Here is a 25,308-nt window from a genome sequence, read left to right on the forward strand (position 1 = left end):
GGTCCGCTCCTCCTACCGGGCCGGGCGTTTGTGGGCCACCGCAATGCGCAAGAAGGGCTGGGAAATCCCCGCCGCCCTGGCCCACATCGAGTCCTCCGGCACCACCCGCCAGGAAGCCTCCACCATCCTCGCCGCCCACGCCTAACCCCGGGTCGGCAACACCTCACCGGCAACACCATGAAGCAGTACCGAAGGGCCGGATGCCAAGCGTAATGGCGTCCGGTCCTTCGACGTCCATCACGTAGAATTAAGGCACTATGGCGAATTCCTCTGATTCCAGCAAATCGACCCCCTCGGCCGACGCCCCCAAGCGTGGGCTGTTCCAGCGCAAGCCCAAGGAAGCCAAGGCCAAGAAGCCGAGCCAGCTGAAGCAGATCGCTGAAGTCTTCAAGATGACGCGGCGGAATGATCCCCAGGTTGTGTGGATCATGCTGCTGGCATTCCTGGCAGTGGTTGCCGTGGCCTTCCTCATCGGCTTCCTCCTGGACAACTGGGTTACCGGCCTCATCATCGGTATTCCGTTGGGTCTCCTGGCCGCCGTTTTCATCCTCTCCCGTCGCGCAGAGAAGGCTGCATTCGCGCAGATCGAGAACCAGCCTGGTGCTTCCGGCGCGGCCTTGGGTACTCTCCGCCGCGGCTGGGTCACCCAGGACCAGCCTGTCGCGGTTAACCCTCGCACCCAGGACGCCGTGTTCATGGCAATTGGTCGTCCCGGCGTCGTTTTGGTTAGCGAAGGTCCCACGCACCGTGTCAAGCCGCTGGTGGAAGCTGAACGGAAGCGACTCACGCGCATCCTGCCCAACGTCACCATCCACGTTCTGGAATCCGGTCGCGGTGAGGGCCAGGTGCCTTTGAACAAACTCGCCAAGACCATGGGAAAGATGAAGAACGAACTCACCAAGGTGGAGGTCAACGCTGTGTCCAAGCGCATCAACTCCCTCGGTACCCGCCTGCCGATCCCCAAGGGCATTGACCCCTACAAGGCCCGCCCGGACCGCAAGGCTGCACGCGGACGCTGATGGTCCGTAGGTGCTTGATTGCCTATATACGAAAAACCGCCCTTGTCTCAAACGAGACAAGGGCGGTTTTGTTGGTTTTGCTTATTTATTGGTGCTTCTATGGGGTTGCTTCCAACCGCACGGACTGAAACGCTACATCCGAATGAGGATGGTGTTCATCGCTTTATCATGAATTCCACGCTGATCCGGATCAAAGATGACTGCGGGGATAACCAGGCACAGGAGCAAAGTGCGCACCACAGCGGCGAGGGGTCCGGCCGGGCCTCCCCCCAAGCGGACCACATGGATGCCGGCAATCCTGTGGCCAATGCTGTAGCCGAGGGTGCCGATCAGCAGAATCTGCTCCGCAGCAAAGATGGCGAGCGTTGCCCACTGGTTTCCACTAAATGCGAAGTTGCTGATGACCAGGGCGATCGTCCAGTCGATCACGATTGCCAGGATTCGCCGTCCGGCCCGCGCCATCGAGCCTGGTCCGGCCTCAGGAAGGCCGAGTCTCTCACCCGGGTATTTAGAGATGCCGGATGTGTCCGGCCCGCTCAGCCAGGAGCCTATGTCTTTTCGATCAACCACCCTCCAAGCCTAACGGCTGCCGGACTGACGGTCCGACGTCGGAGGGCACCCATCGTGCCTGCGCCTTCGCTTAGCTGGGGCCAAAGTGTTCGCCCACTGGACCTGCTTGGACCTGACACAGGAAAGCCGACTACCGTTTACACAACAGATCATTCTGTAACCTGCCCGAAACAATACTGACACTCCCGGGAAATCCCATCTCCCTAAGGTGGTATGAGTTGCTAGCCACCGCGGCAAGGGGAATTTTTTGTGTCTCCGGGCCTCCGGCATGGGCTGGCTCACGCGGCCTTCCGGGCCTGTTACTTGATATGCATAAGGAGCATAGATGTTCAAGACTGCGGACGAAGTCCTCAAGTTCATCAAAGACGAAGACGTCAAATTCGTCGATATCCGCTTCACCGACCTTCCGGGCGTCCAGCAGCACTTCAATGTGCCGGCAAAGAGCGTAGACCACGACTTCTTCGTGAACGGTCAGCTCTTCGACGGATCTTCGATCCGCGGTTTCCAGGGCATCGCTGAATCCGACATGCAGCTCATCCCGGATGTGACCTCGGCTTTCATCGACACATTCCGCATTGAGAAGACGCTGGCGCTGAACTTCTCCATCGTGAACCCCCGTACGGGCGACCCCTACCACCGCGACCCCCGTGGCGTAGCCGAGAAGGCTGAAGCCTACCTGGCTTCCACCGGCATCGCGGACACGGCGTTCTTTGCTCCCGAGGCAGAGTTCTTCGTCTTCGACAACATCCAGTACCAGTCCTCCCCGCAGGGCAGCTTCTACAAGATTGACTCCGAAGAAGCCCACTGGAACACCGGCCGCAAGGAAGAGGGCGGAAACCTCGGCTACAAGACCCCCGTCAAGGGCGGTTACTTCCCGGTTTCCCCCACCGACAAGCAGGCTGACCTCCGCGACGCCATGTGCGTTGAACTGGACAAGGCCGGCCTTGAGGTCGAGCGCTCCCACCACGAAGTTGGCTCCGCCGGCCAGGCAGAGATCAACTACAAGTTCACCACGCTGACTGCAGCTGCTGACGACCTCCAGAAGTTCAAGTACGTCATCAAGAACACTGCGGACGCATGGGGCAAGTCCGTAACCTTCATGCCGAAGCCGGTCTTCGGTGACAACGGCTCTGGCATGCACTGCCACCAGTCGCTGTGGAGCAACGGCGATCCGCTGTTCTACGACGAGAAGGGCTATGCCGGCCTCTCCGACACTGCCCGCTGGTACATCGGCGGCCTGCTGAAGCACTCCTCCGCGGTCCTCGCGTTCACCAACCCGACCGTCAACTCGTACCGCCGCCTGGTCAAGGGCTTCGAAGCTCCGGTCAACATGGTGTACTCCCAGGGCAACCGCTCTGCTGGTATCCGTATCCCCATCACGGGCTCCAACCCGAAGGCCAAGCGCATCGAATTCCGCGCTCCGGACCCCTCGTCCAACCCCTACCTGGCCTTCGCTGCCCAGCTGATGGCCGGCATTGACGGCATCCGCAACCGCATCGAACCCCCGGCTCCCATCGACAAGGACCTCTATGAGCTCCCGGCCGAGGAAGCCAAGGACATCCCCAAGGCTCCGGGTTCCCTGGAAGAAGCCCTTGAGGCCCTCCGCGAGGACAACGAGTTCCTGCAGGCTGGCGGCGTCTTCACCCAGGACCTGATCGATACCTGGATTGACTACAAGTACGAGAATGAGATTCGCCCGCTGTCGCTGCGCCCGAACCCGTACGAGTTCGAGCTCTACTACGGCGTCTAGCAACTCCCGCGGCTAAACCAGGTTTAGCCCACGCGGAACCCACCAAGGTTCCCGAATAAGAAGGGCCGGCAACAGGTTTTGTACCTGATGCCGGCCCTTCTCTTTGTCCTATAACCCGCTGCTACCGCCGAATCAGCTAGATCCGTAGGGCTGTGGCGAAGTGCTAACTACTCGGATTCCTTGCCCTGATCCCGGTCCCGGATGTTTTTTCCGAACTCGTCCAGCTTCTCCTTCACCACCTTTGCGGCATCTGCAAGACCCTTTTCCGCGCTGCTCAGGGGATCCAATTGCAGGTAGACGTGCCGATCGATGGGGAGGTCGTACTCGTCCTTCAAATGCGTGCCGCCAGAGACACCATCGAGCGATAAATATACGAGCGCCTCGGTTCTTGCGATGCCCGCGATCGTCCCGAAGACAACCGTGAAATCGTTGGGCTGAAAGCTAATGGATTGACCCACGTGGCGGCGATCCAACTCTCCAGCAGGAATAGCCTTCTCAAACGAACTTCCGTTGTATTCCATGTACTTCTCCTAAGCATCGAGAGCAGTTACGGAACGAGTCTATAAGGCTTTTCAACGGACGAACCAGCACCTTGCCTTGGTCTTTAGTGCCTTGTTTTCGGGACTTCACCGGGTTGTTCCGGGGCTGCGCAGTCCGCGCAAAACACCTGATCGGTTTCTTCACCGCAGCACTGACAGCGGTGAATCAGTGCCGCTTGCTCAATCACATAGGTTGTCATAGCAAACATGGTGCCTACCAAGGGCAGGTCAGGGCACGAGTAGTGTGTACTCGTTTTTTACCCTTCGGGCACAGCCGGCTACTTGGTTTCGAAAAGGCCCTGCGCTCCCCCGTCACCCTGCCGCCATTCGGCGTCAGTAAAAGTTGCGAAGCAGCGCCGGCACGCATAGACGTCGCCGCGGCCATGCGGCGAAGACCAGTGCGGCCCCGCCTGCTCACACCGGAAGCACGACGCATCTGAGAAGGGTGCCCCCTCCGAATCCCGCCTGACTGTCACGCGAGAATCCTAAGGGACAGCATGCCCGCTCGAACAGACCCTAGGGGATGCCCGGCATTGGTCCGTCCGAACTGGTCCTACTGCTTCCCGTACTTCTTATGTACCGCCTGCTTGGTCACGCCGAGGCAAAGTGCGATTGCCTCCCACGATAAACCGGACTGCCGGGCTGCGCGTACAAGGGAGGCCTCGGCCCTGCCAACTTCCTTGTGGAGTTCAGCTACCGCATACAGCGCCTCCGCCGGCCCCATGCCATCCATTGATCCAACAAGGGTTTTCATTCTGTCCACCTCCATGCCGTCAACCATAGTTGACTCCATGATCTTCGTCAACATTTGTTGACGGCTCACGCGGGGACGAAATTTCAGCATGCTCAAAGGCCCTGTACATGATGCGTTGCGGGCCGGAGTTCCCGCCGAGGTAGCGGCCAGCATCCACAAAGCCAGCTTTTGCATAGGCTGCAATGCCTGCAGGGTTGCGCTCGTTGACGGAAAGCACGACGCCGGCCTGACCGCCACCGCGCCTGGCTGTCAGTTTGCGGGCCTCGCCTACCGCAGCCTCCGCAGCCAGCGTCCCGAGGCCCCGACCCTGACATGTTGAATCGATAAGGAATCCCCTGAGAAGCCACACGGAATCGTCATCCTGCCAGCCTGCAAGGCGTGCCGCCCCGGATTGGAGTGTCAGGACGCCCACACCCGTGCCGTCGGCCTCAATCACGTAGGGCAGCCGGGATTCCTCTTCGATGCTGATCAGCATCATGCGCAGGGGGTCGCCGACGAAATCACACTGGGCTGGCTCCACCGCCATTTCCGCAACCGCTCCCAACTGAATGGCGCGGGCGTCATCATCCAGTAGCTTGAGCGGAATAAGCCAGATACTCATCATCAGCCCGCCTTAGTTGCCGTAGAACTCTTTTTCAAAGACAGCCCGGGTCCGCCGGCTAAGGCGCAGATAGTTCTCCTCGAACTGCCCTGCGGTTCCGGGCGCATAGCCACACCAACGTGCCACAGCTTCAAGATCCCTCCGGGACGATGGAAGTACATCCGATGCCCGGCCTGTCACGATGACGTTCGCCGAGCGGATGCGGCTGGCGAGCTTCCACGCCTCCCGTAACAGTCCGGCGTCGTCCTTGCCAACAAGCCTAAGGTTCTCGGCCGCGGCAAGTGCCTCCAACGTGGACGTAGTGCGCAGCTCAGGCTGCTTCCCCGCATGCTGCAACTGGATGAGCTGGACAAGCCATTCAACGTCGCTCAATCCACCCCGGCCGAGCTTCACGTGGCGGGCCGGATCAGCACCTCGAGGCAGCCGCTCCGATTCCACGCGGGCCTTGACGCGCCGGATTTCCCTGACGTCCTGTTCGGAGAGCTCAGCCGGGTAACGAATGGGATCAATAAGCTGGAGGAAGGCCACTGCCAAGTCGTCTGAACCGGCCATGGGACGCGCCCGCAGCAGTGCCTGCGATTCCCAGATGAGGGACCACCGGCGATAGTACTCGGCATAGGACTCCAAGGACCGGACCATGGCGCCGTTCTTGCCTTCGGGCCGCAGGTCTGCGTCCACCATCAACACCCGCTCGGCCATGATGGCAGGCTTGAGCGGCTGGGTGAGAAGGCTGGAGACTTTGGCGACTATCGCCGTCGCCTGTTCCTGGGCTTCCTCATCCGTGAACCCGGGCCGTGCTCGGTGAACGTACATGACGTCGGCGTCTGAGCCGTAGCCGATCTCACGGCCACCTTGCCGTCCCATCGCCACCACCAGAACCTCTGTTTTCAGAGGATCGGACTGGGTAGCGATAGCTTCTGCCACGTGCAGGGCTCCGAGCACGGCCGCCCGGTCTGTTTCGGCCAACGCCAGCCCCACGGCGTCCTGGTCCAGCAACCCGGCGCTATCGGCAATCGCGGTCCGCAGTATCTCCCTGCGACGAATCAACCGGATGAGGCGCATGGCACTTTCCGGATCCGGGTGCCGCGACAATTTGGACCGGATTTCCTGCCATTGCGCCTCGAACGGGACAGGAGCCAGGTCCTTGTCGCTGCCAAGCCACGCCACGGACTCCGGTGAGACTTCCAGGAGGTCCGAAATGAGGCGGGAATTGGCAAGTACCTGGCAGAGGCGTTCGGCTGCCGCTTGGGAGTCACGAAGCATTCCCAAGTACCAGTGCGTGGTCCCCAACGCTTCGCTGACCCTTCGGAAGGCCAGGAGCCCTGCGTCGGGATCCACGCCCTCGGCAAGCCAGCCCAGAAGAATAGGGAGCAACTGCCGTTGAAGTGCCGCACGCCGGCTGACCCCGGCAGTCAGCGCCTCAATGTGACGCATTGCACCCTTGGGGTCGAGGTAACCGAGGGCAGCAAGACGGCCCTGGGCAGCTTCCGGGCTCAGCTTGGCGTCTTCGCTGCTGAGTTTCGCGGCTGTGTTGAGCAATGGACGGTAGAAAATACGCTCATGCAAATCCCGCACGGACCGTTTGGTCTTCTGCCACGTCGCCATCAGCTGGTCGGGATGCGGGCGTTCAAGTGAGAAGGGCCCCAGGACAGCCTTGGCCAACACCCGCTGCGCATCCTCCGCCACGGGCATGAGATGGGTCCGGCGCAACTGGAACAACTGAATCCGGTGCTCCAAAAGCCGAAGATAGCGGTAGGCGTTGTCGAAGCCGGCGGCGTCGGCACGCCCGATGTAGCCCCCGGCCGACAATGCCGCAATGGCCGACGTGGTGTCACGGCAACGAAGGGACTCGTCCGACTTGCCGTGAACCAGCTGCAACAACTGCACAGTAAATTCGACGTCGCGCAGCCCACCACGTCCCAACTTGATCTGCCGCTGTTCCTCGGCGGCCGGAATGTAGTCGGTGACCCGGCGCCTCATGGCCTGGACGGATTCGACGAAGCCATCACGGCCGGCGGACGCCCACACGAGTGGCTCCACTGCCTTTTCATAGCGCTGGCCCAGTTCCCGGTCACCGGCAATCGTGCGGGCCTTCAGCAACGCCTGGAATTCCCAGCTCTCAGCCCATCGGGCGTAGTAGCTCAGGTGTGAGGGGAGGGTCCGCACCAACGGCCCGGATTTTCCTTCCGGGCGAAGGTTGGGGTCCACTTCCCACAAACCCGGCTCGGGTGCGGATGAGGAAATCGCCCGCGAGATGCCGGATGCCAGGGCGGTGCCGATGGTCGCGGCGCGGGCGTCGTCCAACTCCTCTGCCTCAATGACGTAAATGACATCGACGTCGGAAATGTAGTTCAGCTCGCGGGCACCACATTTGCCCATGCCAATGACTGCGAGTCCGACGTCGGCCACCTCCGAGGCGTCGAACTGGACCGCTGCCTCGGCCCGGGAAACGGCAAGGGCAGCTTCAATGGCAGCACCGGCGAGGTCGGCAAGCTCTGCACCCACGGCGGGCATGAAGTCTTGCGGCGAGGCAGCGCAGAGGTCCTTGATGGCAAGCTCTGTTAGCCCGCGGCGGTATGCCGTCCGCAAGGCCGCATACGCCGGAAGCCCCGTCAACCCGGCCACTGGACGCTGCGCACCCGGCTCGGCCTTGACCGAACGAAGGAGGAGGGACCTGAGCTCTTCGCTTGATGCCGGAAGGGGCTCCGGGCTTACCCGGGCCTCAAAAACATCCAGGTGCTCCGGCCTGCGCATGAGGAACTCCCCCAGCGCCTCCGATGCCCCCAACAGCCGATACAAGGATTCGCTCGTGTCAGGGTCCGCGCCGGCCAACTTCTTGAGGCCGGGATTCTTCTCAATCAGCCGGACCAGTGATTGCAACGCGGTATCCGGGCTCGCCGCCAAGGAGAGCCCGGCGAACAGGGCATCCTGCTCGATGCCTTCGAGTTCCGGGGCAGCGAGAAAACGTTCGCCCTTTTCCAGGTCATTGAATCCGGCTGATATGAGCCGACGTGCAAGGCTCATTCGCCCTGCCTACAGAATGCCGAGGTTGCGCTGCAGCTCGTACGGCGTGACCTGGAGGCGGTAGTCCTGCCATTCCGCGCGCTTGTTGCGCAAGAAGTGTTCAAAGACCTGTTCACCCAGAATCTGGGCTACCAACTCCGATTCCTCCATGGCACGAATGGCATCGTGGAGGCTGGCCGGCAGCGGAGCGTGGCCCATGGCTTTGCGCTCCGCGGTGGTTAGCGACCAAACGTCATCCTCGGCAGCTGCCGGAAGCTCGTAGCCTTCCTCGATACCCTTCAAACCGGCGCCCAAAAGGACGGCATATGCCAGATATGGGTTGGTGGCGGAGTCGATGCCGCGGTACTCGATGCGCGCCGACTGGCCCTTGCCGGGCTTGTACAACGGCACTCGCACCAGCGCGGAGCGGTTGTTGTGGCCCCAGCTCAGATAGCTCGGTGCCTCACCGCCGCCCCAGAGACGCTTATAGGAGTTCACGAACTGGTTGGTGACCGCCGTGAATTCGGGAGCGTGCTTGAGGATCCCGGCGATGAACTGGCGGGCAGTCTTGGACAGCTGGAACTCCGCGCCGGCCTCAAAGAAGGCATTGGTGTCGCCCTCGAAGAGCGAGAAGTGTGTGTGCATTCCGGAGCCGGGGTGGTCCGTAAACGGCTTGGGCATGAAGGTGGCATACGTGCCCTGCTGCAGGGCGACTTCCTTGATGACCGTGCGGAAGGTCATGATGTTGTCCGCGGTCTGCAGGGCATCCGCGTACCGCAGGTCAATCTCGTTCTGGCCCGGCCCGCCCTCGTGGTGGCTGAACTCCACCGAGATACCGACCGATTCCAGCATGGTCACCGCGGTGCGGCGGAAGTCCTGCGCAACACCACCAGGGACGTGGTCGAAGTAGCCGCCTTCGTCAACGGGAACCGGCGCACCATTGGGGCCAAGCTCCTTTGACTTCAGCAGGTAGAACTCGATTTCCGGGTGCGTGTAGCAGGTGAAACCCATATCCGCGGCCTTGGCCAGGGTCCGCTTGAGGACGTTTCGGGGATCTGCTGCCGAGGGCTCCCCGTCCGGCGTTAAGACATCGCAGAACATTCTGGACGTTTGTTCGGTCTCACCGCGCCAGGGCAGGATCTGGAAGGTTGAGGGGTCCGGCTGTGCCAGCATGTCGGACTCAAAAACCCGCGCAAGGCCCTCGATCGCTGAACCGTCGAATCCCAGCCCCTCTTCGAAGGCACCTTCAACTTCAGCCGGCGCAAGTGCCACGGACTTCAGTGAACCCACGACGTCGGTGAACCACAAGCGTACGAAGCGCACGTCACGCTCTTCGATCGTCCGCAGAACGAACTCTTGCTGGCGGTCCATAGGGCCTCTTTTCCGGTTCGGTGTCCATGCCGCAGTTCCCATCATTGAAGCCACGGCAGCTCAGACTTCACTCTACTAAGCATTCGGGAGGAATGCCGCCGCAGTAGCTGCGCGTAACACAGCGTTTACAAACAGTGACCCTTGGCACACTGCTGGCAGGCGCCGTCGGCACGGCTTAGGCTCTATCCATGGCCCCAAGCAACCTTCCTGAGTCCACCACGCCCGCCGAAGTCCCCGCGCCCTATGGCACCGGCCCCACGGCGGCAGCCCAGGCATCGCCAGCGGGCGCCAAGAAGCAGGTCAGCAGGGTGCGCATCCATCACCTCCAGCAGGCCAAGGACAACGGCGAGCACTTCGCCATGCTCACCGCATACGAGCAATACACCGCCGAGATCTTCGACCAAGCAGGGATCGAAGTCCTCTTGGTGGGTGACTCCGCCTCAAACAACGTCTTCGGCAACGAGACCAGCCTTCCCGTCACTGTGGACGAACTGCTGCCCTTGTGCCGTGCCGTAAGCCGCTCAGCCAAGCGCGCCCTGGTCCTGGCGGACCTGCCCTTTGGCAGCTATGAGGTTTCAACGGAGCAGGCAGTCGCAACAGGCGTCCGCTTCCTCAAGGAAGGATTGGCCCACGCGGTCAAAATCGAAGGCTCTGCCTACTATGCGGAGACAGTGAAGGCCATGGTCCAGGCAGGCATTCCTGTCATGGCCCACATTGGATTCACTCCCCAAAGCGAACATTCCCTGGGTGGCTACCGGGTCCAAGGCAGGGGCGAGGACGCCCAGCGGCTGATCGAGGACGCAGTGGCCTTGCAAGACGCTGGCGCTTTCAGCGTCCTCATGGAAATGGTGCCTGCGGAAACTGCCGCTGCCGTGGATGCCGCATTGCGCGTCCCAACCGTTGGTATCGGGGCCGGCAAGAGCACCACAGGCCAAGTGCTGGTCTGGCAGGACATGGCGGGACTGCGAGGGGGCAAGATGGCCAAGTTCGTCAAGCAGTATGCAGACCTTCGCACCACGCTCACCGACGCCGCAGCAGCCTTTGGAGAGGACGTCAGGTCCGGAGAATTCCCCGGACCCGAGCATTCCTTTTAGCTAAGTCCGTGGTGCGCCAGTAGAGCTAGTCGTCGTCCTGGGCGTCCCAGGCGTCGTTGCGTTGCTTGACCTTTTCCAGCGCATGTTCGGCTTCTTCCCTGGTCTTGTAAGGGCCAATCAGCTGTGTCCAATCGGACATGGCGTCCTCTTCGATCTCATGCGTCTTGACGTTGTACCAGTACTCCGTCACGTCTCCTCCTCATTGCGTCGGCCCTCAAACGCGTAACGTTGGCGTCAGTCACGCGGACCCGGCCGCACTTTGTTACTTGCGTCTCTTGCCTGCCTTATATGATCAATCTATGCCTTCTCTTGCTTCGACCGCACCCATCGGCACGCTCACTCCGGGAATCATCAGCCCTGAACGGGCTGTCCCTGCGTCGATCCCCCGCCCCGAGTACGTGGGCAAGAAGGCACCCAGCAAGTTCACCGGCTCCGAAGTGAAGTCAGCGGAAACCATCGAGAAGATCCGTATTGCCAGCAGGATCGCTGCCCAGGCCATCGTTGAAGTTGGCAAGCACATCCAGCCCGGCGTAACGACGGACCAGTTGGACAAGGTTGGCCACGAGTTCCTTGTGGACCACAACGCCTACCCGTCCACGCTGGGCTACCGGGGCTTCCCGAAGTCCCTGTGCTCTTCCCTCAATGAAGTCATTTGCCACGGCATCCCGGATTCCACAGTGGTACAGGATGGCGACATCCTGAACATTGACATCACCGCGTTCATCGGCGGGGTGCATGGAGATACCAATTACACTTTCCTGGTTGGCGACGTGGACGAGGAATCCCGTTTGCTGGTTGAGCGGACGCAGGAGTCACTCAACCGGGCCATCAAGGCCGTGGCCCCAGGCCGCGAAATCAACGTAATCGGCCGCGCGATCCAGTCCTACGCCAAGCGCTTCGGCTATGGCGTGGTGCGGGACTTCACTGGCCACGGTGTTGGTGAGGCGTTCCACACGGGCCTCATCATTCCGCATTACGACGCAGCCCCGGCGTACAACACCGTGATCGAGGCAGGCATGGTCTTCACCATCGAACCCATGCTGACCCTTGGCACGATCGAATGGGACATGTGGTCCGACGACTGGACGGTTGTAACCAGGGACCACAAGCGCACGGCCCAATTCGAACACACCCTGCTGGTCACCGAGACCGGCGCGGAAATCCTGACCCTTCCTTAAGCTGTCTGGAAGGTCCATCGCAGCCGCGGGCGGCTGCGCCATGCCCACCCCTCCTGCCATGATCGGAATTGCATTGTCCAAGAAGGATGAGAAGACCCACAAGAACCCTCCGCTGATCGGAATCGATATCGGCGGCACGGGCATCAAAGGCGGCATCGTCGACCTGAAGAAGGGCAAGCTGATCGGCGAACGCTTCCGCGTTCCCACGCCGCAGCCGGCTACCCCCGAGGCAGTCGCCGAAGTGGTGGCAGAGATCGTCAAAGAACTTTCCAGCCGCCCCGACGCCCCTGCCGCTGATTCGCCAGTGGGTGTCACCTTTCCGGGCATTATCCAGCACGGCGTGGTCCACTCCGCTGCAAATGTGGATAAGTCCTGGCTTGACACGGACATCGACAAGAAGTTTACGGAGCGGCTGGGTCGGCCGGTTGAGGTCATCAACGATGCCGACGCAGCAGGTCTCGCAGAGGCCCGCTATGGCGCCGGCGAGGGCGTGGACGGCACCGTCCTGGTCATCACGCTCGGCACCGGCATCGGCTCCGCCTTCATTTTCAATGGTCAATTGGTTCCCAACGCCGAGCTCGGCCACCTCGAGGTGGACGGATTCGACGCCGAAACCAAGGCATCAGCCGTGGCCCGCGAACGCGATGGCTTGAGCTGGGACGAGTACGGCGTGCTGCTCAACCGCTACCTGCAGCACGTCGAGTTCCTGTTCTCCCCCGAGCTTTTCATTATCGGCGGCGGCATCTCCAAGCGCTCGGATGAATACTTCCCGCACTTGCAATTGCGCACCAACATCGTCACAGCCAAGTTAAAGAACGACGCCGGCATCGTGGGCGCCGCCCTTGAGGTCGCCTTGCACCACAAACTCGCCAAGTAGCCGCAGGGTGACTGTGGACAACGACGCCATAGCCGGAATCGCGATCGTCACAGGTGCCAGCCGCGGAATCGGCGCGGCAGTTGCAAACGCGGCGGCACGTTCCGGATATGGCGTCGTGGTCAACTACTCCTTGGATGCCGAGGGTGCTGATGCAGTGGTCAAGGACATCCAGGCACAAGGGGGCAAGGCACTGGCCGTGCAGCGTGTCATGGACGTTAACGTCGCTGGCATGATCTTCATGTGCCAGGAAGCGGTTCGGAGACTCTCTACCGAGAACGGCGGCCCCGGCGGTTCGATCATCAACATCTCCTCGACGGCGACAAAAGCAGGCTCCCCCGGGACATGGGTTCACTACGCGGCGTCGAAAGGTGCGGTGGACGTTTTGACGGTGGGCCTGGCAGCGGAAGTGGCGAAGCAGGGCATTCGTGTCAACGCCGTGGCTCCGGGCAGTACCAACACCGGACTCCACGCAGCTGCAGGAATGCCCGACCGCGTAGAGAGGCTCAATCCAACCATTCCCATGGGCCGGGGCGCTGAACCTGAAGAGGTGGCCGCGGCTGTGATGTGGCTAATGTCCGGCGAGGCCGGCTACATTACTGGAGCGGTCCTCCCCGTATCCGGCGGCCGCTAAAGCTGGCTTTTCTCGGAGCCTTTGGCTTCCTTGGTCCCCGCTTTTGCGTGGGTCCCTGCTTTTGCGTGCGCCTCGGCCTCATGCCGTAGCAAGGATATTGCGGATTCGAAGTCTTCGAGTGACTCGAATGCTTGATAGACGCTGGCGAATCGCAGGTATGCCACCTCATCCAGTTTCCGCAACGGACCGAGAATGGCCAGGCCTACTTCGTGGGCGTCAATTTCAGCGGCACCCGAAGAGCGGATGTTCTCCTCGACTTCCTGCGCCAGCATGGCGAGATCGTCTTCGGTGACAGGGCGGCCTTGGCACGCTTTGCGCACACCGCTGATGACCTTGATACGGCTGAACGGCTCCCCGACTCCTGAGCGCTTGATGACGGACAGGCTGGTGGTTTCCACCGTGGTGAAGCGTCGCCCGCATTCAGGGCATTGCCGGCGGCGCCGGATGGAAGTTCCGTCGTCGGCCATGCGGCTGTCGACGACGCGTGAGTCAGGATTCCGGCAGAACGGACAGTACACGCTGGGCCTCCCTGATCAGCTCCGGCCCACGTCCCAGCGGCAGTGTGCCGGAAACGCAAAGGTGCCGGAAGATTCTCTTCCGGCACCAGTTTACGTTCGATGACACTGTAATGACAAGCTTGTAATTACTACATGTAGTGGTGTTGACCCGTATATGTTGTGGTCAGGTCCCGTTTACCCTGCTGGTTTCGATGTCAGCGTTGCCCGCTGAAGCGGATCCTGACTGCATCACCATGGCCTGGAAGGTCCTCGGCCCCAGCCAAACTCACGATGTGGCCACTGACCTGTTCCAGTGCCGCACGGTTGTAGTTGATGACCTGCACTGCGCGCAGGAAGGTGGTGACGTTCAGCCCCGAGGAGAAGGCAGCGGTACCGCTGGTGGGCAGCACGTGGTTGGATCCGGCACAATAATCGCCAAGGCTCACGGGACTGTAATCCCCCACGAAAATGGCGCCCGCGTTACGGATCCGCGCCGCCACCGCCGGTGCGTCCGCCGTCATGATCTCAAGGTGTTCAGCGGCGTAGGCATTGCACACGGCAATCCCCTGCTCCAGGTCATCCACCAGCACCACACCCGATTGCGGACCGGAGAGTGCCTCAAGGACGCGTGCGCTGTGCTTCGTGGCGGCTGCCTGCCGCGCCAATTCACCCACGACGGCGTCCGCCAGGTCAGCGGAGTCCGTCACCAGGACAGAGGCGGCTTTGGGATCGTGCTCCGCCTGGCTGATGAGATCGGCAGCCACGAGCGCGGGCTGGGCAGTGGAATCGGCCAAGATAGCGATCTCGGTAGTCCCCGCCTCGGAATCGATGCCAACGACTCCCTTCACCAGCCTCTTGGCAGTGGCGACGAAAATATTGCCAGGCCCGGTGACGAGATCCACAGGCTCGATAGGAGGCACTCCCTCCGAACCGGGGATGCCGTAGGCAAACGAAATGATTGCCTGGGCACCGCCAATTGCATAGACCTCATCGATCCCCAGCAGCGCTGCCGCCGCAAGGATTGTAGGGTGCGGGAGGCCGCCGAAGTCCTTTTGGGGCGGTGAAGCCAGAGCGATGGATTCGACACCCGCAGCCACCGCGGGAACAACGTTCATGATCACCGAAGAGGCCAAGGGCGCGAGACCGCCGGGAACATACAGCCCAACACGCTCCACGGGAATCCAGTTCTGGCTGACAACCGCACCATCAGCCAAAGCGACGTCAACATTTGCTGGACGCTGCTGATCGGCGAACTGCCTGGCCCGGCTGATGGACTCTTCCAGCGCGGCACGGACAGTGGGATCAATATCAGCCAGGGCCTTGGCAAGTGCCTCCGCCGGTACACGCGGGTGGGACTGTTCAACGCCGTCGAAGTTCCTTGCAAGTTCCGTCAGCGCGGCGAAGCCACGGCTACGAACAGCTCCCATGATGTCCAGGACCTTCTGCTCCGCATCGGCCATCGTCTGATGCTTGGCCCTGGGTACCGCGGCGCGCAGCTCAGCCAGGGAGAGGTGGCGGCCGCGGAAATCGATACTGCGGAAATTCAAGGATGCAGTGGCAGGGGCGGAAGTATCCGAAGAAGTGGTCACCCGCCTATTTTACGGGCTTCCTGGAAAGAACCCCGAACAGCGCAAGTACGAACGTCACGAAGGCGATGGCGCCCGGCCACAAGACGAGGACGGCGTACGAGCGGAGGGTGAAACCGTATTCCGCACCCAGTGAAGGATCCGGAGCGGGGCCCCACAGCTGCCCTGCAACCAAGCCAACCACCCAGGCAACCGCAGCGCCGGCGGCTCCCCCTGCCAGTGCCAAGGCCAGCCGCCTGCCGACCCCAGTCCCCTGGAGCTTTCCGTCGAGCAAGAGGCCAGTGACACACCCGGCCACCAACATCAGGGCGGCAAGGGCCAGATCGCGCGGCAGCCACGAAGCCGGGTTGGCAGGATTTGCCAGATCCGGGTTGCCCGAAACCAGGTTCCCCCCGCCCGGGGCCAGGATCCACCAGAGAATGCCTATGACTACCCCCGATGACGCCGGCAGGACAAGCCACAGGGCGTCCCGCGAACGCCGGGGAGTTGCGGCGTCGGTCTGGACTTCCGCGGGAACGTGCACAGTGGGCTCAGTCATGGAACTCACATTAACAAAGGTTCGTGTGTGCTCATTAAAATGGAGAAGTGGGGCACAGGGAGGAATACCCTGAGAGAAAGACGCCCCCGACCCAGTTCCAGGAGATTCATCACCGTGGCAAGCGAACTATCCGGCTTCGAAAAGACGTTCAGGGAAATGTTTCGCCGCCATGCCGCCGGGGTGGCCATCATCACAGCCAACCTGAATGGCAAGCCTTTTGGCTTCACTGCCACCTCCGTTGCATCCCTGTCCGCCGAGCCGCCACGTTTCACCTTCAACATGGCCCGAAGCTCAAGTTCCTGGCCGGCCATCGCCAATGCCAACTACATTGGCGTGCACATGCTCGGACTGGAGAACCAGGCGCTGGCAGATCGCTTCGCCAAGACACGGGACCGCTTCGAAGGCGACCACTGGGAGCCAGGTCCTTACGATGTGCCCATTCTCAAGGACGTAGCAGGTTGGCTGGTGGGAAAGATCCAAATGCGGTTGTCGTTTGAGAACAATGCTGTGGTGGTCGTGGAGGTCGTCGACGGCCAGGTGGGCGACGACGGCGCTCCCCTGCTCTATCACGGTGGCGGCTATAGCCAGCCGAGGCCGTTGGACTACGAAATCTAGCCCACTGGACTAATTATCCAGGCAGGCCGGACCCAGCAGCACTTTCAGGTCACCGAAGAGCGATGGGCTGGGGTTGACCCTCATGTGCACGGGAAGCCCCATGACCTCCACTTTGGTGTCCCCCATGAGCTTAAGCCGCACCTCGGAGTTGCCCCGATGTGTCCGCAGCACATCCCGAAGGTCGGTAACCACTGCCTCGGTGGCCTTGAACGTTGGAATGGTGATCACCACCGGTCCGTTCACGCTCTCACTGAGGTCCGGCACCGAGAGTTCCATGCAGTTCAGCGTCACGGCTCCATCATCCCTGCGCTGCAGGCGCCCCTTGACCACCACGATCAAGTCTTCAGCCAGGACGGAAGCGATGGGCCCGTACACCTGACCGAAGAACATGACCTCCATGGAGCCGCCCAGGTCTTCAATCTCGGCACGGGCGTAGGCGTTGCCACTGGCCTTGGCGATCCTGCGGCTCAACGACGTGATCATGCCCGCGATGGTGACAATCGCGCCGTCGTGCGGTCCGTCCTCGGCAATGATGGAAGTAATGGACTGCTCCGCATGCTGGCTGAGGACGCCTTCCAAGCCCTGCAAGGGGTGGTCCGAAACATAGAGACCCAGCATGTCGCGCTCGAAGGACAGCTTGTCCTTCTTCTCCCATTCGGGGAGGTCCGGAATTTCCGTGGTCAGCGAAGCTTCAGGTTCCTGGTCCTCGAAACCGGCGAAGAGATCGAACTGGCCGATTGCCTCGTTGCGCTTGAGGGTGATGACGGAGTCGATGGCCTCTTCATGGATCATGGCCAAAGCACGGCGATGGTGTCCCAGTGAGTCGAAAGCGCCAGCCTTGATCAAGGATTCGATGGTGCGCTTGTTGCAGACAACTGCAGGGACCTTCATCAGGAAGTCCTTGAAGGATGTGTAGTTGCCTTCCGTAGTCCGTGCAGAGACCATGGCTTCCACCACGTTCACGCCGACGTTTCGGATGGCCCCCATGCCGAAACGGATGTCCGTTCCCACGGGAGTGAAGTTCAACGAGGATTCATTGACATCCGGCGGAAGAACGGTGATGCCCATCCGGCGGCACTCGTTGAGGTAGATAGCGGACTTGTCCTTGTCATCGCCAACGGACGTGAGCAGGGCAGCCATGTACTCGGGCGCATAGTGTGCCTTCAAGTATGCAGTCCAGTAAGAAATGACCCCGTAAGCGGCCGAGTGCGCTTTGTTGAAGGCGTAGTCGGAGAACGGAAGCAGAATGTCCCAGAGCGTTTTGACGGCGGCCATGGAGTAGCCGTTGTCCTGCATGCCTTGGGAGAAGCCGGCGAACTGCTTGTCCAGCTCCGATTTCTTCTTCTTGCCCATGGCACGGCGCAGGATGTCGGCTTGGCCCAGCGAGTAGCCGGCAAGCTTCTGCGCCACCGCCATGACCTGTTCCTGGTACACAATCAGGCCGAAGGTCCCACCCAGGATTTCCTTGAGCGGCTCTTCCAACTCCGGGTGGATGGGAATTACTTCCTGGATCCCGTTTTTGCGCAGGGCGTAGTCGGTGTGGGCGTTGGCGCCCATGGGTCCAGGCCGGTACAGCGCGAGAACTGCGGAGATATCTTCGAAGTTGTCAGGCTTCATGAGCTTGAGCAGCGACCTCATGGGTCCACCATCAAGCTGGAACACACCCAAGGTGTCACCACGCGCCAGGAGCTCATACGATGCAGGATCGTCGAGTTCCAGGTTTTCCAGGTCCAGGTCAACGCCGCGGTTCATCTTGATGTTTTCCAGGGCATCCGAAATGATCGTCAGGTTTCGGAGCCCCAGGAAGTCCATCTTGATCAGGCCAAGGCCTTCGGACGTCGGATAATCGAACTGGGTGATGACCTGGCCGTCCTGGAAACGGCGCATGACAGGAATGACGTCGATGATGGGATCCGAGGACATGATGACGCCCGCCGCATGAACACCCCACTGGCGCTTCAGTCCCTCAATACCCAGCGCGGTCTCGAAGACTTTGGCGGCCTCGGGATCGGTGGCGATCAGCTGGCGGAAATCTCCCGCTTCGCTGTAGCGCTTGGATTCCGGGTTCTGGATGTCCGCCAAGGGAATGTCCTTGGCCATGACGGCCGGCGGGAGTGCCTTGGTCAGCTGCTCGCCCATACTGAACGGGTAGCCAAGCACACGGGAGGAGTCCTTGAGCGCCTGCTTGGTCTTGATGGTTCCATAGGTGACGATCATCGCCACGCGCTCGTCGCCGTACTTCTTGGTGACGTAGTCGATCACCTCGGAGCGACGGCGATCATCGAAGTCGACGTCGAAGTCGGGCATGGAAACGCGGTCCGGGTTGAGGAAGCGCTCGAAGATCAGGCCGTGCTGGAGCGGATCAAGGTCAGTAATACGCATGGCGTAGGCCACCATGGAACCTGCACCGGAACCACGCCCCGGACCAACACGGATCCCGTTGTTCTTGGCCCAGTTGATGAAGTCGGCGACCACCAGGAAGTACCCGGGGAAGCCCATGGAGGTAATGACCCCGAGTTCGTAGTCAGCCTGCTTGCGGACATTGTCCGGAATGCCTTGGGGATAGCGGTACTTAAGGCCGGTGTCTACTTCCTTGACCAGCCAGGAGGTCTCGTCTTCCCCGGGAGGACAAGGGAAGCGCGGCATGTAGTTGGCGCCCGTGTTGAACGAAACCTCGCAGCGCTCAGCGATGAGCAGCGTGTTATCGCAGGCCTCCGGGTGATCGCGGAACAGCTCCCGCATTTCCTGCGGAGATTTCAGGTAGTAGCCACTGCCCGAGAAGGCGAAGCGGGAGCCGCCGTTGTCGTACGTCGGTTCCAGGAGCGTGGAGCCGGACTGGATGGCCAACAAAGCTTCGTGGGCCTTGGCATCGTGTTCATGCGTGTAGTGGAGGTCATTGGTGGCCACCAGCGGGAGGTTGAGCTCCTTGGCAAGGCGCAGGAGATCCCCGGTAACGCGCCGTTCAATGTCCAGCCCGTGGTCCATCAGTTCGCAGAAGTAGTTTTCCGCCCCAAAAATGTCGCGGAACTCTGCGGCGGCTTCGACAGCCTCGCGGTAAAGGCCGAGCCGCAGCTTGGTCTGGACTTCCCCGGAAGGGCAACCGGTAGTCGCAATGAGCCCTTCGGAGTACGTATTGAGCAATTCCCGGTCCAGCCGCGGCCACTTACCAAAGACAGAATCCAGCGATGCGATGGACGAGGCCCTGAACAGGTTCCTCATGCCGACGTTGTTGTAACTCAGGAGCGTCATGTGGGTATACGAGCCACCACCAGAGACATCGTCCTTACGCTGGCTTTCGTCGCCCCAGCGCACGCGCTCCTTATCCCCGCGGGCAGTACCCGGGGTCACATACGCCTCGACGCCGATGATCGGCTTGATGCCCTTGTCCGTGGCCTTGCGCCAGAAGTCGAACGCACCAAAGAGGTAGCCATGGTCAGTGGTGGCCAGGGCCGGCATGCCCAGGCGTTCGGTTTCATCGAACAGCTCACCCAGGCGGGCCGCTCCATCCAGCATGGAGTATTCGGTGTGGGTGTGCAGGTGGACGAACGAATCATTGCTGGAAGTCACCACGACAGTCTACCGTCCCGCCTCCGACAAAATAGGGAACCTTGGACCGGGCCGGCCCGGAAGGGTTGCCTAGGCTGAGCCCGTGGCCAGCAGGTCCAAGGCGTATTGAAGGTCCGCCGGGTAGTCGCTGGTGACTTCCACCCACTCGCCGGTCCGCGGGTGCGTGAAGCCCAGTTGCCGTGCATGAAGCCACTGTCGGGTGAGTCCCAAGTTTGCTGCGAGCCGGGGATCAGCACCATAGGTGAGATCGCCGGCGCAAGGGTGCCGCAAAGCAGAGAAGTGGACCCTGATCTGGTGCGTCCGGCCCGTTTCCAGGTGCACCTCCACCAACGTAGCTTTACCAAAGGCTTCCAGAACCTCGTAGTGGGTCACCGAGGGCCGGCCGTCTTCTATAACTGCAAAGCGCCAGTCGTGGCCAGGGTGGCGGCCGATCGGGGCATCAATAGTGCCCTCGAGTGGATCCGGAAGTCCTTGGACAACCGCGTGGTAGACCTTGTCCACCGTCCGCTCCTTGAAAGCCCTTTTGAGGACCGTGTAAGCATGCTCCGTCTTAGCCACAACCATTACGCCGGAAGTGCCGACGTCGAGCCTATGGACAATGCCCGCGCGCTCGGGTGCTCCCGACGTCGAAATCCGGTACCCGGCTCCAGCCAGGCCGCCGACCACCGTGGGTCCCACCCAGCCCGGCGATGGATGGGCCGCTACTCCCACTGGCTTGTCGATGACAACGAATTCCTCGTCATCCAACAGGATTTTCAAGCCTTCCACAACTTCCTCCACGACTTCCAGGGGATCCGGCCGCTCGGGAACCGTGACGTCCAACACCGCGCCCGCAACAAGCTTTGCCGATTTGCCGAGAGCCGCACCGCCACTGGTGACGTTGCCTTCGGCAATCAGCAGTGCCGCAGCAGAACGGGAAATGTCCAGCAAACGTGCAAGTCCAGCGTCAGCCCGCGCTCCTGCAAGGTCCTCAGGCACCACAAGCGACTCACTCACCGACGCTCTCCTCATTGGAGCCCCCAGCTGGCTTGGCTGGCTTGGCTGTTTTTGGTGCTGCCACTTGCCGGGTGCCGTCCATGCCCACCCCGCGCAGGGTCAGCAGGCAAATGATCACAACGCCGGACACCACGGCTGAGTCGGCGATGTTGAAGATGGCAAAGTTCGGTACCTGGATGAAATCCACCACATGACCCATGGCAAAGGACGGTTCACGGAACAATCGATCCGTCAGATTGCCCAATGCGCCACCGAGCAGCAGCCCAAGCGACAATGCCCACCAAGCGGAGCCGAGCCGCCGCAACTGCAAAAGAATGGCAACGGAAACCCCGGCCATGACGATCGTGAAGACCCATGTGACATTCTCACCAATGGAAAAGGCAGCCCCGGAATTGCGGATGTAGTACCAGTGCAGCAACGGTGGCAGCACTGGAATACGCTCACCTTCCGTCATGGTGCTGGTCACCCAAAGCTTGGTGAGCTGGTCAAAGGCGTAGGCAAAAACTGCAAAACCCGCAAAGAGCCAGATCATTGCAGGACGCCATTTGCGTCGGACGGGAAGTGCCGGCCGCGATGCGTCGTCGGTGAGGTCGTCGGTCATAGTGCTTTCGTTCGTGGAGCGTTGTGGGCTGCTACCAGGGTGTTAACAGCAAAAGCCGGTGGCAGAGGAGACCTCAGCCACCGGCTTTTAGAATACTTGCTAAACGTCTGCGGTTGCTTCGCCGACCTCAGGGGCAGCGACGGAACCACGGGCGTCGAGGTCGCGCAGCTGGCCCTCGATGTAGGCCTTCAGGCGCGAGCGGTAGTCGCGTTCGAAGCCACGGAGCTGCTCAACCTTGCGTTCCAGGACCGAACGCTGCTGCTCAAGGGCGCCAAGGATCTTGCGGGACTTCTCCTGGGCGTCGTTGACGAGACTGGAAGCCTCGATCTGCGCCTCAGCGATAATCTTTTCCTTCTGCTGCGCACCGTCGGCAACGTGCTTGTCGTGCATCTGCTGCGCCATGGCCAGGAGTCCTGCAGCGGACTCAGCAGTAGGCGTCACACCGTTGCTGGGAGCAGGTGCCTTGGCAGCGGCGGCAGCCGCAGCGGCCTGCTCGGCTTCCTTCTTCTTGGCAGCTTCAGCAGCCTTCGCCTCGGCTTCCGCCTTGGCCTCGGCTTCCTTGTCCACCTTGACCGGGGCCGGAACCTTCTCGACGACCGGAGCCGCCGCAGTTGCCGCGGGCACAGCCGAGCCAGCTTCGCCGAGCTTCTTGCGAAGTTCGTCGTTCTCCTGGTTCAGGCGGCGCAGTTCAACCACGATCTCGTCGAGGAAGTCATCTACCTCGTCCTGGTCGTAGCCTTCGCGGAACTTGGTCGGCTGAAAGCGCTTGTTGACAACGTCTTCTGGCGTCAAAGCCATCTGGTCACCTCGTTGGTCTAGTTAGTCAGTAGGCCTTCCGGCCGTTCAAAACTACGGTACCTAAATATCATCTGGTTCCTCCAATTCAACACCATCGTGTTGAATTGGAGAATTTGCGGCCTTCGAACCCTCGCGAGCCCCCGGTTCCGCGGTACAGCTTCAGTGCGCAGCTATGCCAGGCCGCTGCTCACCGCCATGGCGATGCTCACGGCGATAATCAGGATCAGGAAGCCCAGGTCCAAGGAGATTCCACCCATTTGCAGTGGCGGTATCAACTTGCGAAGCCTTCTCAGTGGTGGGTCTGTCACGGAGTAGACAACATGGGCTGTTACCAATGCCACACCGCGGGGCCGCCATTGACGGGCGAACATCTGAACCCATTCGAAGATCAGCCTGATGATAAGGGCAATGAAAAACAGCAACAACACAATATAGATAAGGCCGAAAACAATGCCCACGAGTTAGCTCAGATCTCCCACTTGTTCCGGAATGCCGATCAGTCCCTGCTCTTGAAACGCCGATCGGTCCTTACTATTGCAACACAGATGCCAGGCAGGTTGACCCGCCTGGCATCCTCGTAGCGATCGTTCTTAGCTCTGGTTGAAGAAGCTGGCCTGGGTTTCGCTGGCCTTCTTGTCGTCCCCAATGACTTCCACATACGACGGCGACAACAGGAAGACCTTGTTGGTAACCCTTTCGATGCTGCCGTGGAGGCCAAAGACCAAACCGGCCGAGAAGTCCACCAGGCGCTTGGCGTCTGCCTCGCCCATGTCGGTGACATTCATGATCACGGGAATGCCATCCCGGAAGCTCTCGCCAATAATTTTGGCGTCATTATAAGAACGCGGATGAACTGTGGTGATCTGCCTCAAACCCGAGGCATCTTCGCGGCTGGACGCCGCACGCTTAATGGGTGTCACGGGTGCGCGGTATTCCTCTTCGGCGTCAACAGTGGGCATTTCACGGACAACTTCCCGGACGGGTGCAGGCGCTCGGCGCTCTTCCCGGTCCTGTGCCTGGGGGCGTTCTTCGTCGTGGTGCGCGACGGCCTGCTCAGATTCGTAGTGTTCATCGCCGTCGGCGAGCCCAAGATAGATCATTGTCTTGCGCAGAGCGCCAGCCATGGTGCACTCCTATCGTTTCTGCAGTAGGCGGGCCGCCATGACTTGACATATTGGAACCCCGGCCCGTCATTCCAATACTTTGACGCTACCCCACGGCCGGACGCGAACCGAGAATATCGGAGCCAATTCTCAGGTGTGTCGCCCCGAACTTGACAGCGGCTTCAAGGTCCTGGCTCATGCCTGCTGATATTCCTGAAGCAGCCGGATGATTGGCCTGCAGTTCTGCGGAAACAACCGCAAGTCGTTCAAACGCCGCTTCCGGATCGGCGCCCAGCGGGGCCACAGCCATTACTCCAGCAAGCCTCAGTCCCGGCGCGGAAGCGATCTTTGCCGCCAGGGATTCCACCTCCGAGGGATGGGCACCACCACGGTGCGCCCCGGCGTCGTCATCCAAACTGACTTGGATGTAGCACTCAAGGTCTTTCCGCCCGGTGACGTCCTGTTCACGGGCGACTGCCTTTTCCAGGGCGTCGATCACCTGTAGACGATCTACTGACTGCACCGAGTAGGCGTATTTGGCCACGGATTTCGCTTTTTTGCTCTGTAACTGGCCAATGAAGTGCCATCGGACGTCCAGGTCTGCGAGCTCGGCACTTTTCCCTGCGGCCTCCTGGTCCCGGTTCTCGCCGACATCCCGGACTCCGAGCGTGGACAGTCGCCGGACATCAGCTGCCGGATGGAACTTGGTCACGACGATCAGCCCGGGCCGATCCGTACGTCCCGCCGCAGCCGTCGCCGCTGCAATCCGTGTCTTAACGACCTCGAGCCGGCGGGCGAGTTCAGTGGTGCGTGCATCCGAAGCCGCAACGCCGGACGGGGCAACGCCGGACAGGGCATCGCCGGACAGGGCATCGTCATGTCCAAGGTTAGTCATGAGTCCACACCAAACCTGCGAATCGACCCGTACGGGAATCCCGCCGGTAGGAAAAAAGGGAGTCATTTTCCAGGGTGCACTCCCCTGAATACTCAACCGTGACATCGCCTTCAGCCAACTGGGCGCGAACACCGGCAGGAAGGTCCAAAGCAGGCGTTCCCCACGATGTACTCGACCAAGCGGCGGGTGCCACCGCGGCAACATCTTCGCGAAGCTGCTCGGGAACCTCATAGCAGGATCCACAAATAGAGGGCCCCAGCCAGGCGCGGATGTTCAGGGCACCGAGCCTGCGCAGCTCGTTGACGGTTGCCGGGACAACCGAAGAGGCCACGCCTGGCCGTCCTGCGTGCGCGACAGCGATGATGGGACCACGATCGCCTGCATCTCCAACAAGGACCACAGGAACACAATCAGCCACCATGACGGACAATGGCTGCGCAGCCTGGCTACCTGAAGGCGTGGAAACCATTGCATCCGCAGTGGGACCGGGACCGTAGCTCGAAATAAGGGCGACCTCATTGCCATGAACCTGGTCCATGTACTGAAAGCTACGGTTTCCCAGGTTCGCAGCATCGTCCAACCGGGCACGACGCTCGGTCACATCCCCGGGGTTGTCCCCCACATGGAGGGCCAGGTTCCCGGCGCCTGTGTCCGTGAAGGCCACAGAAACGCCGGGCTGTACTTCATTGCGCCACCAAAACACGGGATATTGACTCTCGAAGCCC

The 25,308-nt window shown here is 61.1% G+C and carries 25 protein-coding genes and 1 pseudogene; 8 read left to right on the top strand and 18 right to left on the bottom strand.

Annotation, left to right across the window (positions count from 1 at the left end; all coding sequences use genetic code 11):
- A pseudogene (locus tag AC1DD5_RS22860) lies at positions 1 to 145 on the top strand (lipoyl synthase); the annotation flags it as partial.
- 112 nt (positions 146 to 257) lie between these two features.
- Positions 258 to 1,019, top strand: a complete 762-nt coding sequence (locus AC1DD5_RS22865) for a DUF4191 domain-containing protein (RefSeq protein ID WP_477522823.1) — start codon at positions 258 to 260, stop codon at positions 1,017 to 1,019.
- 132 nt (positions 1,020 to 1,151) lie between these two features.
- Here the strand turns inward: AC1DD5_RS22865 and AC1DD5_RS22870 are convergent, their stop codons facing one another.
- Positions 1,152 to 1,589 carry an RDD family protein gene (locus tag AC1DD5_RS22870; RefSeq protein ID WP_442005555.1) on the bottom strand — a complete coding sequence of 146 codons (438 nt, stop codon included), beginning with the start codon at positions 1,587 to 1,589 and terminating at the stop codon, positions 1,152 to 1,154.
- Positions 1,590 to 1,914: 325 nt separating this feature from the next.
- Here AC1DD5_RS22870 and glnA point away from each other — a divergent pair, with 325 nt between their 5' ends.
- Positions 1,915 to 3,339 (top strand): type I glutamate--ammonia ligase, encoded by a 1,425-nt coding sequence (glnA, locus tag AC1DD5_RS22875; RefSeq protein WP_442005556.1) that lies wholly within the window; start codon positions 1,915 to 1,917, stop codon positions 3,337 to 3,339.
- A 167-nt stretch (positions 3,340 to 3,506) separates the two neighbouring features.
- Here glnA and AC1DD5_RS22880 read toward each other — a convergent pair whose 3' ends face one another.
- From AC1DD5_RS22880 to AC1DD5_RS22900, 5 genes are all read right to left on the bottom strand, one after another.
- Positions 3,507 to 3,860 carry a hypothetical protein gene (locus tag AC1DD5_RS22880; RefSeq protein ID WP_442005557.1) on the bottom strand — a complete coding sequence of 118 codons (354 nt, stop codon included), beginning with the start codon at positions 3,858 to 3,860 and terminating at the stop codon, positions 3,507 to 3,509.
- Between the two features lie 571 nt (positions 3,861 to 4,431).
- Positions 4,432 to 4,647 (bottom strand): AsnC family protein, encoded by a 216-nt coding sequence (locus AC1DD5_RS22885; RefSeq protein ID WP_431120185.1) that lies wholly within the window; start codon positions 4,645 to 4,647, stop codon positions 4,432 to 4,434.
- 4 nt (positions 4,648 to 4,651) lie between these two features.
- On the bottom strand, positions 4,652 to 5,236 hold the full coding sequence (locus AC1DD5_RS22890) for a GNAT family N-acetyltransferase (RefSeq protein WP_477522824.1): 585 nt from the start codon (positions 5,234 to 5,236) through the stop codon (positions 4,652 to 4,654).
- A gap of 9 nt (positions 5,237 to 5,245) precedes the next feature.
- Positions 5,246 to 8,257 (bottom strand): bifunctional [glutamine synthetase] adenylyltransferase/[glutamine synthetase]-adenylyl-L-tyrosine phosphorylase, encoded by a 3,012-nt coding sequence (locus tag AC1DD5_RS22895; RefSeq protein WP_477522825.1) that lies wholly within the window; start codon positions 8,255 to 8,257, stop codon positions 5,246 to 5,248.
- 9 nt (positions 8,258 to 8,266) lie between these two features.
- Complete coding sequence (locus AC1DD5_RS22900) at positions 8,267 to 9,607, bottom strand: glutamine synthetase family protein (protein ID WP_224089573.1); 1,341 nt, start codon at positions 9,605 to 9,607, stop codon at positions 8,267 to 8,269.
- A gap of 188 nt (positions 9,608 to 9,795) precedes the next feature.
- Here AC1DD5_RS22900 and panB point away from each other — a divergent pair, with 188 nt between their 5' ends.
- Complete coding sequence (gene panB, locus AC1DD5_RS22905; protein ID WP_442017561.1) at positions 9,796 to 10,701, top strand: 3-methyl-2-oxobutanoate hydroxymethyltransferase; 906 nt, start codon at positions 9,796 to 9,798, stop codon at positions 10,699 to 10,701.
- Positions 10,702 to 10,726: 25 nt separating this feature from the next.
- Here the strand turns inward: panB and AC1DD5_RS22910 are convergent, their stop codons facing one another.
- Positions 10,727 to 10,891 carry an SPOR domain-containing protein gene (locus AC1DD5_RS22910; protein WP_216922998.1) on the bottom strand — a complete coding sequence of 55 codons (165 nt, stop codon included), beginning with the start codon at positions 10,889 to 10,891 and terminating at the stop codon, positions 10,727 to 10,729.
- A 109-nt stretch (positions 10,892 to 11,000) separates the two neighbouring features.
- Here AC1DD5_RS22910 and map point away from each other — a divergent pair, with 109 nt between their 5' ends.
- The 3 genes from map (at position 11,001) to AC1DD5_RS22925 (ending at position 13,387) form a co-directional block, all read left to right on the top strand.
- A complete protein-coding gene (map, locus tag AC1DD5_RS22915) occupies positions 11,001 to 11,879 on the top strand; it encodes a type I methionyl aminopeptidase (RefSeq protein WP_477522826.1) in 879 nt (292 codons plus the stop codon).
- 73 nt (positions 11,880 to 11,952) lie between these two features.
- Complete coding sequence (gene ppgK / locus AC1DD5_RS22920) at positions 11,953 to 12,756, top strand: polyphosphate--glucose phosphotransferase (protein WP_442005635.1); 804 nt, start codon at positions 11,953 to 11,955, stop codon at positions 12,754 to 12,756.
- A gap of 7 nt (positions 12,757 to 12,763) precedes the next feature.
- Positions 12,764 to 13,387 (top strand): SDR family oxidoreductase, encoded by a 624-nt coding sequence (locus tag AC1DD5_RS22925; protein WP_477522827.1) that lies wholly within the window; start codon positions 12,764 to 12,766, stop codon positions 13,385 to 13,387.
- Here the strand turns inward: AC1DD5_RS22925 and nrdR are convergent.
- The 3 genes from nrdR to AC1DD5_RS22940 all read right to left on the bottom strand — a co-directional run bounded on the left by nrdR (position 13,384) and on the right by AC1DD5_RS22940 (position 16,008).
- Entirely contained in the window at positions 13,384 to 13,905 is a 522-nt protein-coding gene (gene nrdR, locus AC1DD5_RS22930) for a transcriptional regulator NrdR (RefSeq protein ID WP_477522828.1), read from the bottom strand. The two genes, AC1DD5_RS22925 and nrdR, sit on opposite strands and share 4 nt — an antisense overlap.
- 194 nt (positions 13,906 to 14,099) lie before the next feature.
- Positions 14,100 to 15,473, bottom strand: coding sequence for a histidinol dehydrogenase (gene hisD / locus AC1DD5_RS22935; RefSeq protein WP_477522829.1), 1,374 nt, complete (start codon positions 15,471 to 15,473; stop codon positions 14,100 to 14,102).
- 4 nt (positions 15,474 to 15,477) lie between these two features.
- Positions 15,478 to 16,008, bottom strand: a complete 531-nt coding sequence (locus tag AC1DD5_RS22940) for a hypothetical protein (RefSeq protein ID WP_477522830.1) — start codon at positions 16,006 to 16,008, stop codon at positions 15,478 to 15,480.
- Between the two features lie 114 nt (positions 16,009 to 16,122).
- On the opposite strand from AC1DD5_RS22940, the gene AC1DD5_RS22945 reads away from it, so the two are divergent.
- Positions 16,123 to 16,623, top strand: coding sequence for a flavin reductase family protein (locus tag AC1DD5_RS22945; protein WP_416418636.1), 501 nt, complete (start codon positions 16,123 to 16,125; stop codon positions 16,621 to 16,623).
- Between the two features lie 9 nt (positions 16,624 to 16,632).
- Here AC1DD5_RS22945 and dnaE read toward each other — a convergent pair whose 3' ends face one another.
- The 8 genes from dnaE to AC1DD5_RS22985 all read right to left on the bottom strand — a co-directional run bounded on the left by dnaE (position 16,633) and on the right by AC1DD5_RS22985 (position 25,286).
- Positions 16,633 to 20,190 carry a DNA polymerase III subunit alpha gene (gene dnaE, locus AC1DD5_RS22950; RefSeq protein WP_477522831.1) on the bottom strand — a complete coding sequence of 1,186 codons (3,558 nt, stop codon included), beginning with the start codon at positions 20,188 to 20,190 and terminating at the stop codon, positions 16,633 to 16,635.
- Positions 20,191 to 20,259: 69 nt separating this feature from the next.
- Positions 20,260 to 21,186 carry an RluA family pseudouridine synthase gene (locus AC1DD5_RS22955; protein WP_442005567.1) on the bottom strand — a complete coding sequence of 309 codons (927 nt, stop codon included), beginning with the start codon at positions 21,184 to 21,186 and terminating at the stop codon, positions 20,260 to 20,262.
- Positions 21,179 to 21,787, bottom strand: coding sequence for a signal peptidase II (gene lspA / locus AC1DD5_RS22960; RefSeq protein WP_442005568.1), 609 nt, complete (start codon positions 21,785 to 21,787; stop codon positions 21,179 to 21,181). Before lspA ends, AC1DD5_RS22955 begins: the two co-directional genes overlap by 8 nt.
- A gap of 99 nt (positions 21,788 to 21,886) precedes the next feature.
- Positions 21,887 to 22,585, bottom strand: a complete 699-nt coding sequence (locus tag AC1DD5_RS22965) for a DivIVA domain-containing protein (RefSeq protein WP_442005569.1) — start codon at positions 22,583 to 22,585, stop codon at positions 21,887 to 21,889.
- 170 nt (positions 22,586 to 22,755) lie between these two features.
- A complete protein-coding gene (locus AC1DD5_RS22970) occupies positions 22,756 to 23,043 on the bottom strand; it encodes a YggT family protein (RefSeq protein ID WP_442017568.1) in 288 nt (95 codons plus the stop codon).
- A gap of 132 nt (positions 23,044 to 23,175) precedes the next feature.
- Entirely contained in the window at positions 23,176 to 23,709 is a 534-nt protein-coding gene (locus AC1DD5_RS22975) for a cell division protein SepF (RefSeq protein WP_216922977.1), read from the bottom strand.
- A gap of 85 nt (positions 23,710 to 23,794) precedes the next feature.
- The gene (locus tag AC1DD5_RS22980; protein WP_477522832.1) at positions 23,795 to 24,583 is read right to left on the bottom strand and encodes a YggS family pyridoxal phosphate-dependent enzyme; all 789 of its coding nucleotides are present in this window, start codon (positions 24,581 to 24,583) and stop codon (positions 23,795 to 23,797) included.
- Positions 24,576 to 25,286, bottom strand: a complete 711-nt coding sequence (locus AC1DD5_RS22985; RefSeq protein WP_477522833.1) for a purine nucleoside phosphorylase YfiH/LACC1 family protein — start codon at positions 25,284 to 25,286, stop codon at positions 24,576 to 24,578. Before AC1DD5_RS22985 ends, AC1DD5_RS22980 begins: the two co-directional genes overlap by 8 nt.
- Between the last annotated feature and the right edge of the window lie 22 nt (positions 25,287 to 25,308).

The organism is Paenarthrobacter sp. 10L420, assembly GCF_056395385.1.

What these genes read in the sequence shown, in the direction of transcription:
- AC1DD5_RS22880 (WP_442005557.1), bottom strand. Translation starts at nt 3,860, where the DNA reads ATGGAATACAACGGAAGTTCGTTTGAGAAGGCTATTCCTGCTGGAGAG.
- AC1DD5_RS22900 (WP_224089573.1), bottom strand. Translation starts at nt 9,607, where the DNA reads ATGGACCGCCAGCAAGAGTTCGTTCTGCGGACGATCGAAGAGCGTGAC.
- AC1DD5_RS22980 (WP_477522832.1), bottom strand. Translation starts at nt 24,583, where the DNA reads ATGACTAACCTTGGACATGACGATGCCCTGTCCGGCGATGCCCTGTCC.
- lspA (WP_442005568.1), bottom strand. Translation starts at nt 21,787, where the DNA reads ATGACCGACGACCTCACCGACGACGCATCGCGGCCGGCACTTCCCGTC.
- AC1DD5_RS22965 (WP_442005569.1), bottom strand. Translation starts at nt 22,585, where the DNA reads ATGGCTTTGACGCCAGAAGACGTTGTCAACAAGCGCTTTCAGCCGACC.
- map (WP_477522826.1), top strand. Translation starts at nt 11,001, where the DNA reads ATGCCTTCTCTTGCTTCGACCGCACCCATCGGCACGCTCACTCCGGGA.
- glnA (WP_442005556.1), top strand. Translation starts at nt 1,915, where the DNA reads ATGTTCAAGACTGCGGACGAAGTCCTCAAGTTCATCAAAGACGAAGAC.
- panB (WP_442017561.1), top strand. Translation starts at nt 9,796, where the DNA reads ATGGCCCCAAGCAACCTTCCTGAGTCCACCACGCCCGCCGAAGTCCCC.
- AC1DD5_RS22940 (WP_477522830.1), bottom strand. Translation starts at nt 16,008, where the DNA reads ATGACTGAGCCCACTGTGCACGTTCCCGCGGAAGTCCAGACCGACGCC.
- AC1DD5_RS22890 (WP_477522824.1), bottom strand. Translation starts at nt 5,236, where the DNA reads ATGATGAGTATCTGGCTTATTCCGCTCAAGCTACTGGATGATGACGCC.
- AC1DD5_RS22865 (WP_477522823.1), top strand. Translation starts at nt 258, where the DNA reads ATGGCGAATTCCTCTGATTCCAGCAAATCGACCCCCTCGGCCGACGCC.
- AC1DD5_RS22975 (WP_216922977.1), bottom strand. Translation starts at nt 23,709, where the DNA reads ATGGCTGGCGCTCTGCGCAAGACAATGATCTATCTTGGGCTCGCCGAC.
- AC1DD5_RS22885 (WP_431120185.1), bottom strand. Translation starts at nt 4,647, where the DNA reads ATGGAGGTGGACAGAATGAAAACCCTTGTTGGATCAATGGATGGCATG.
- AC1DD5_RS22895 (WP_477522825.1), bottom strand. Translation starts at nt 8,257, where the DNA reads ATGAGCCTTGCACGTCGGCTCATATCAGCCGGATTCAATGACCTGGAA.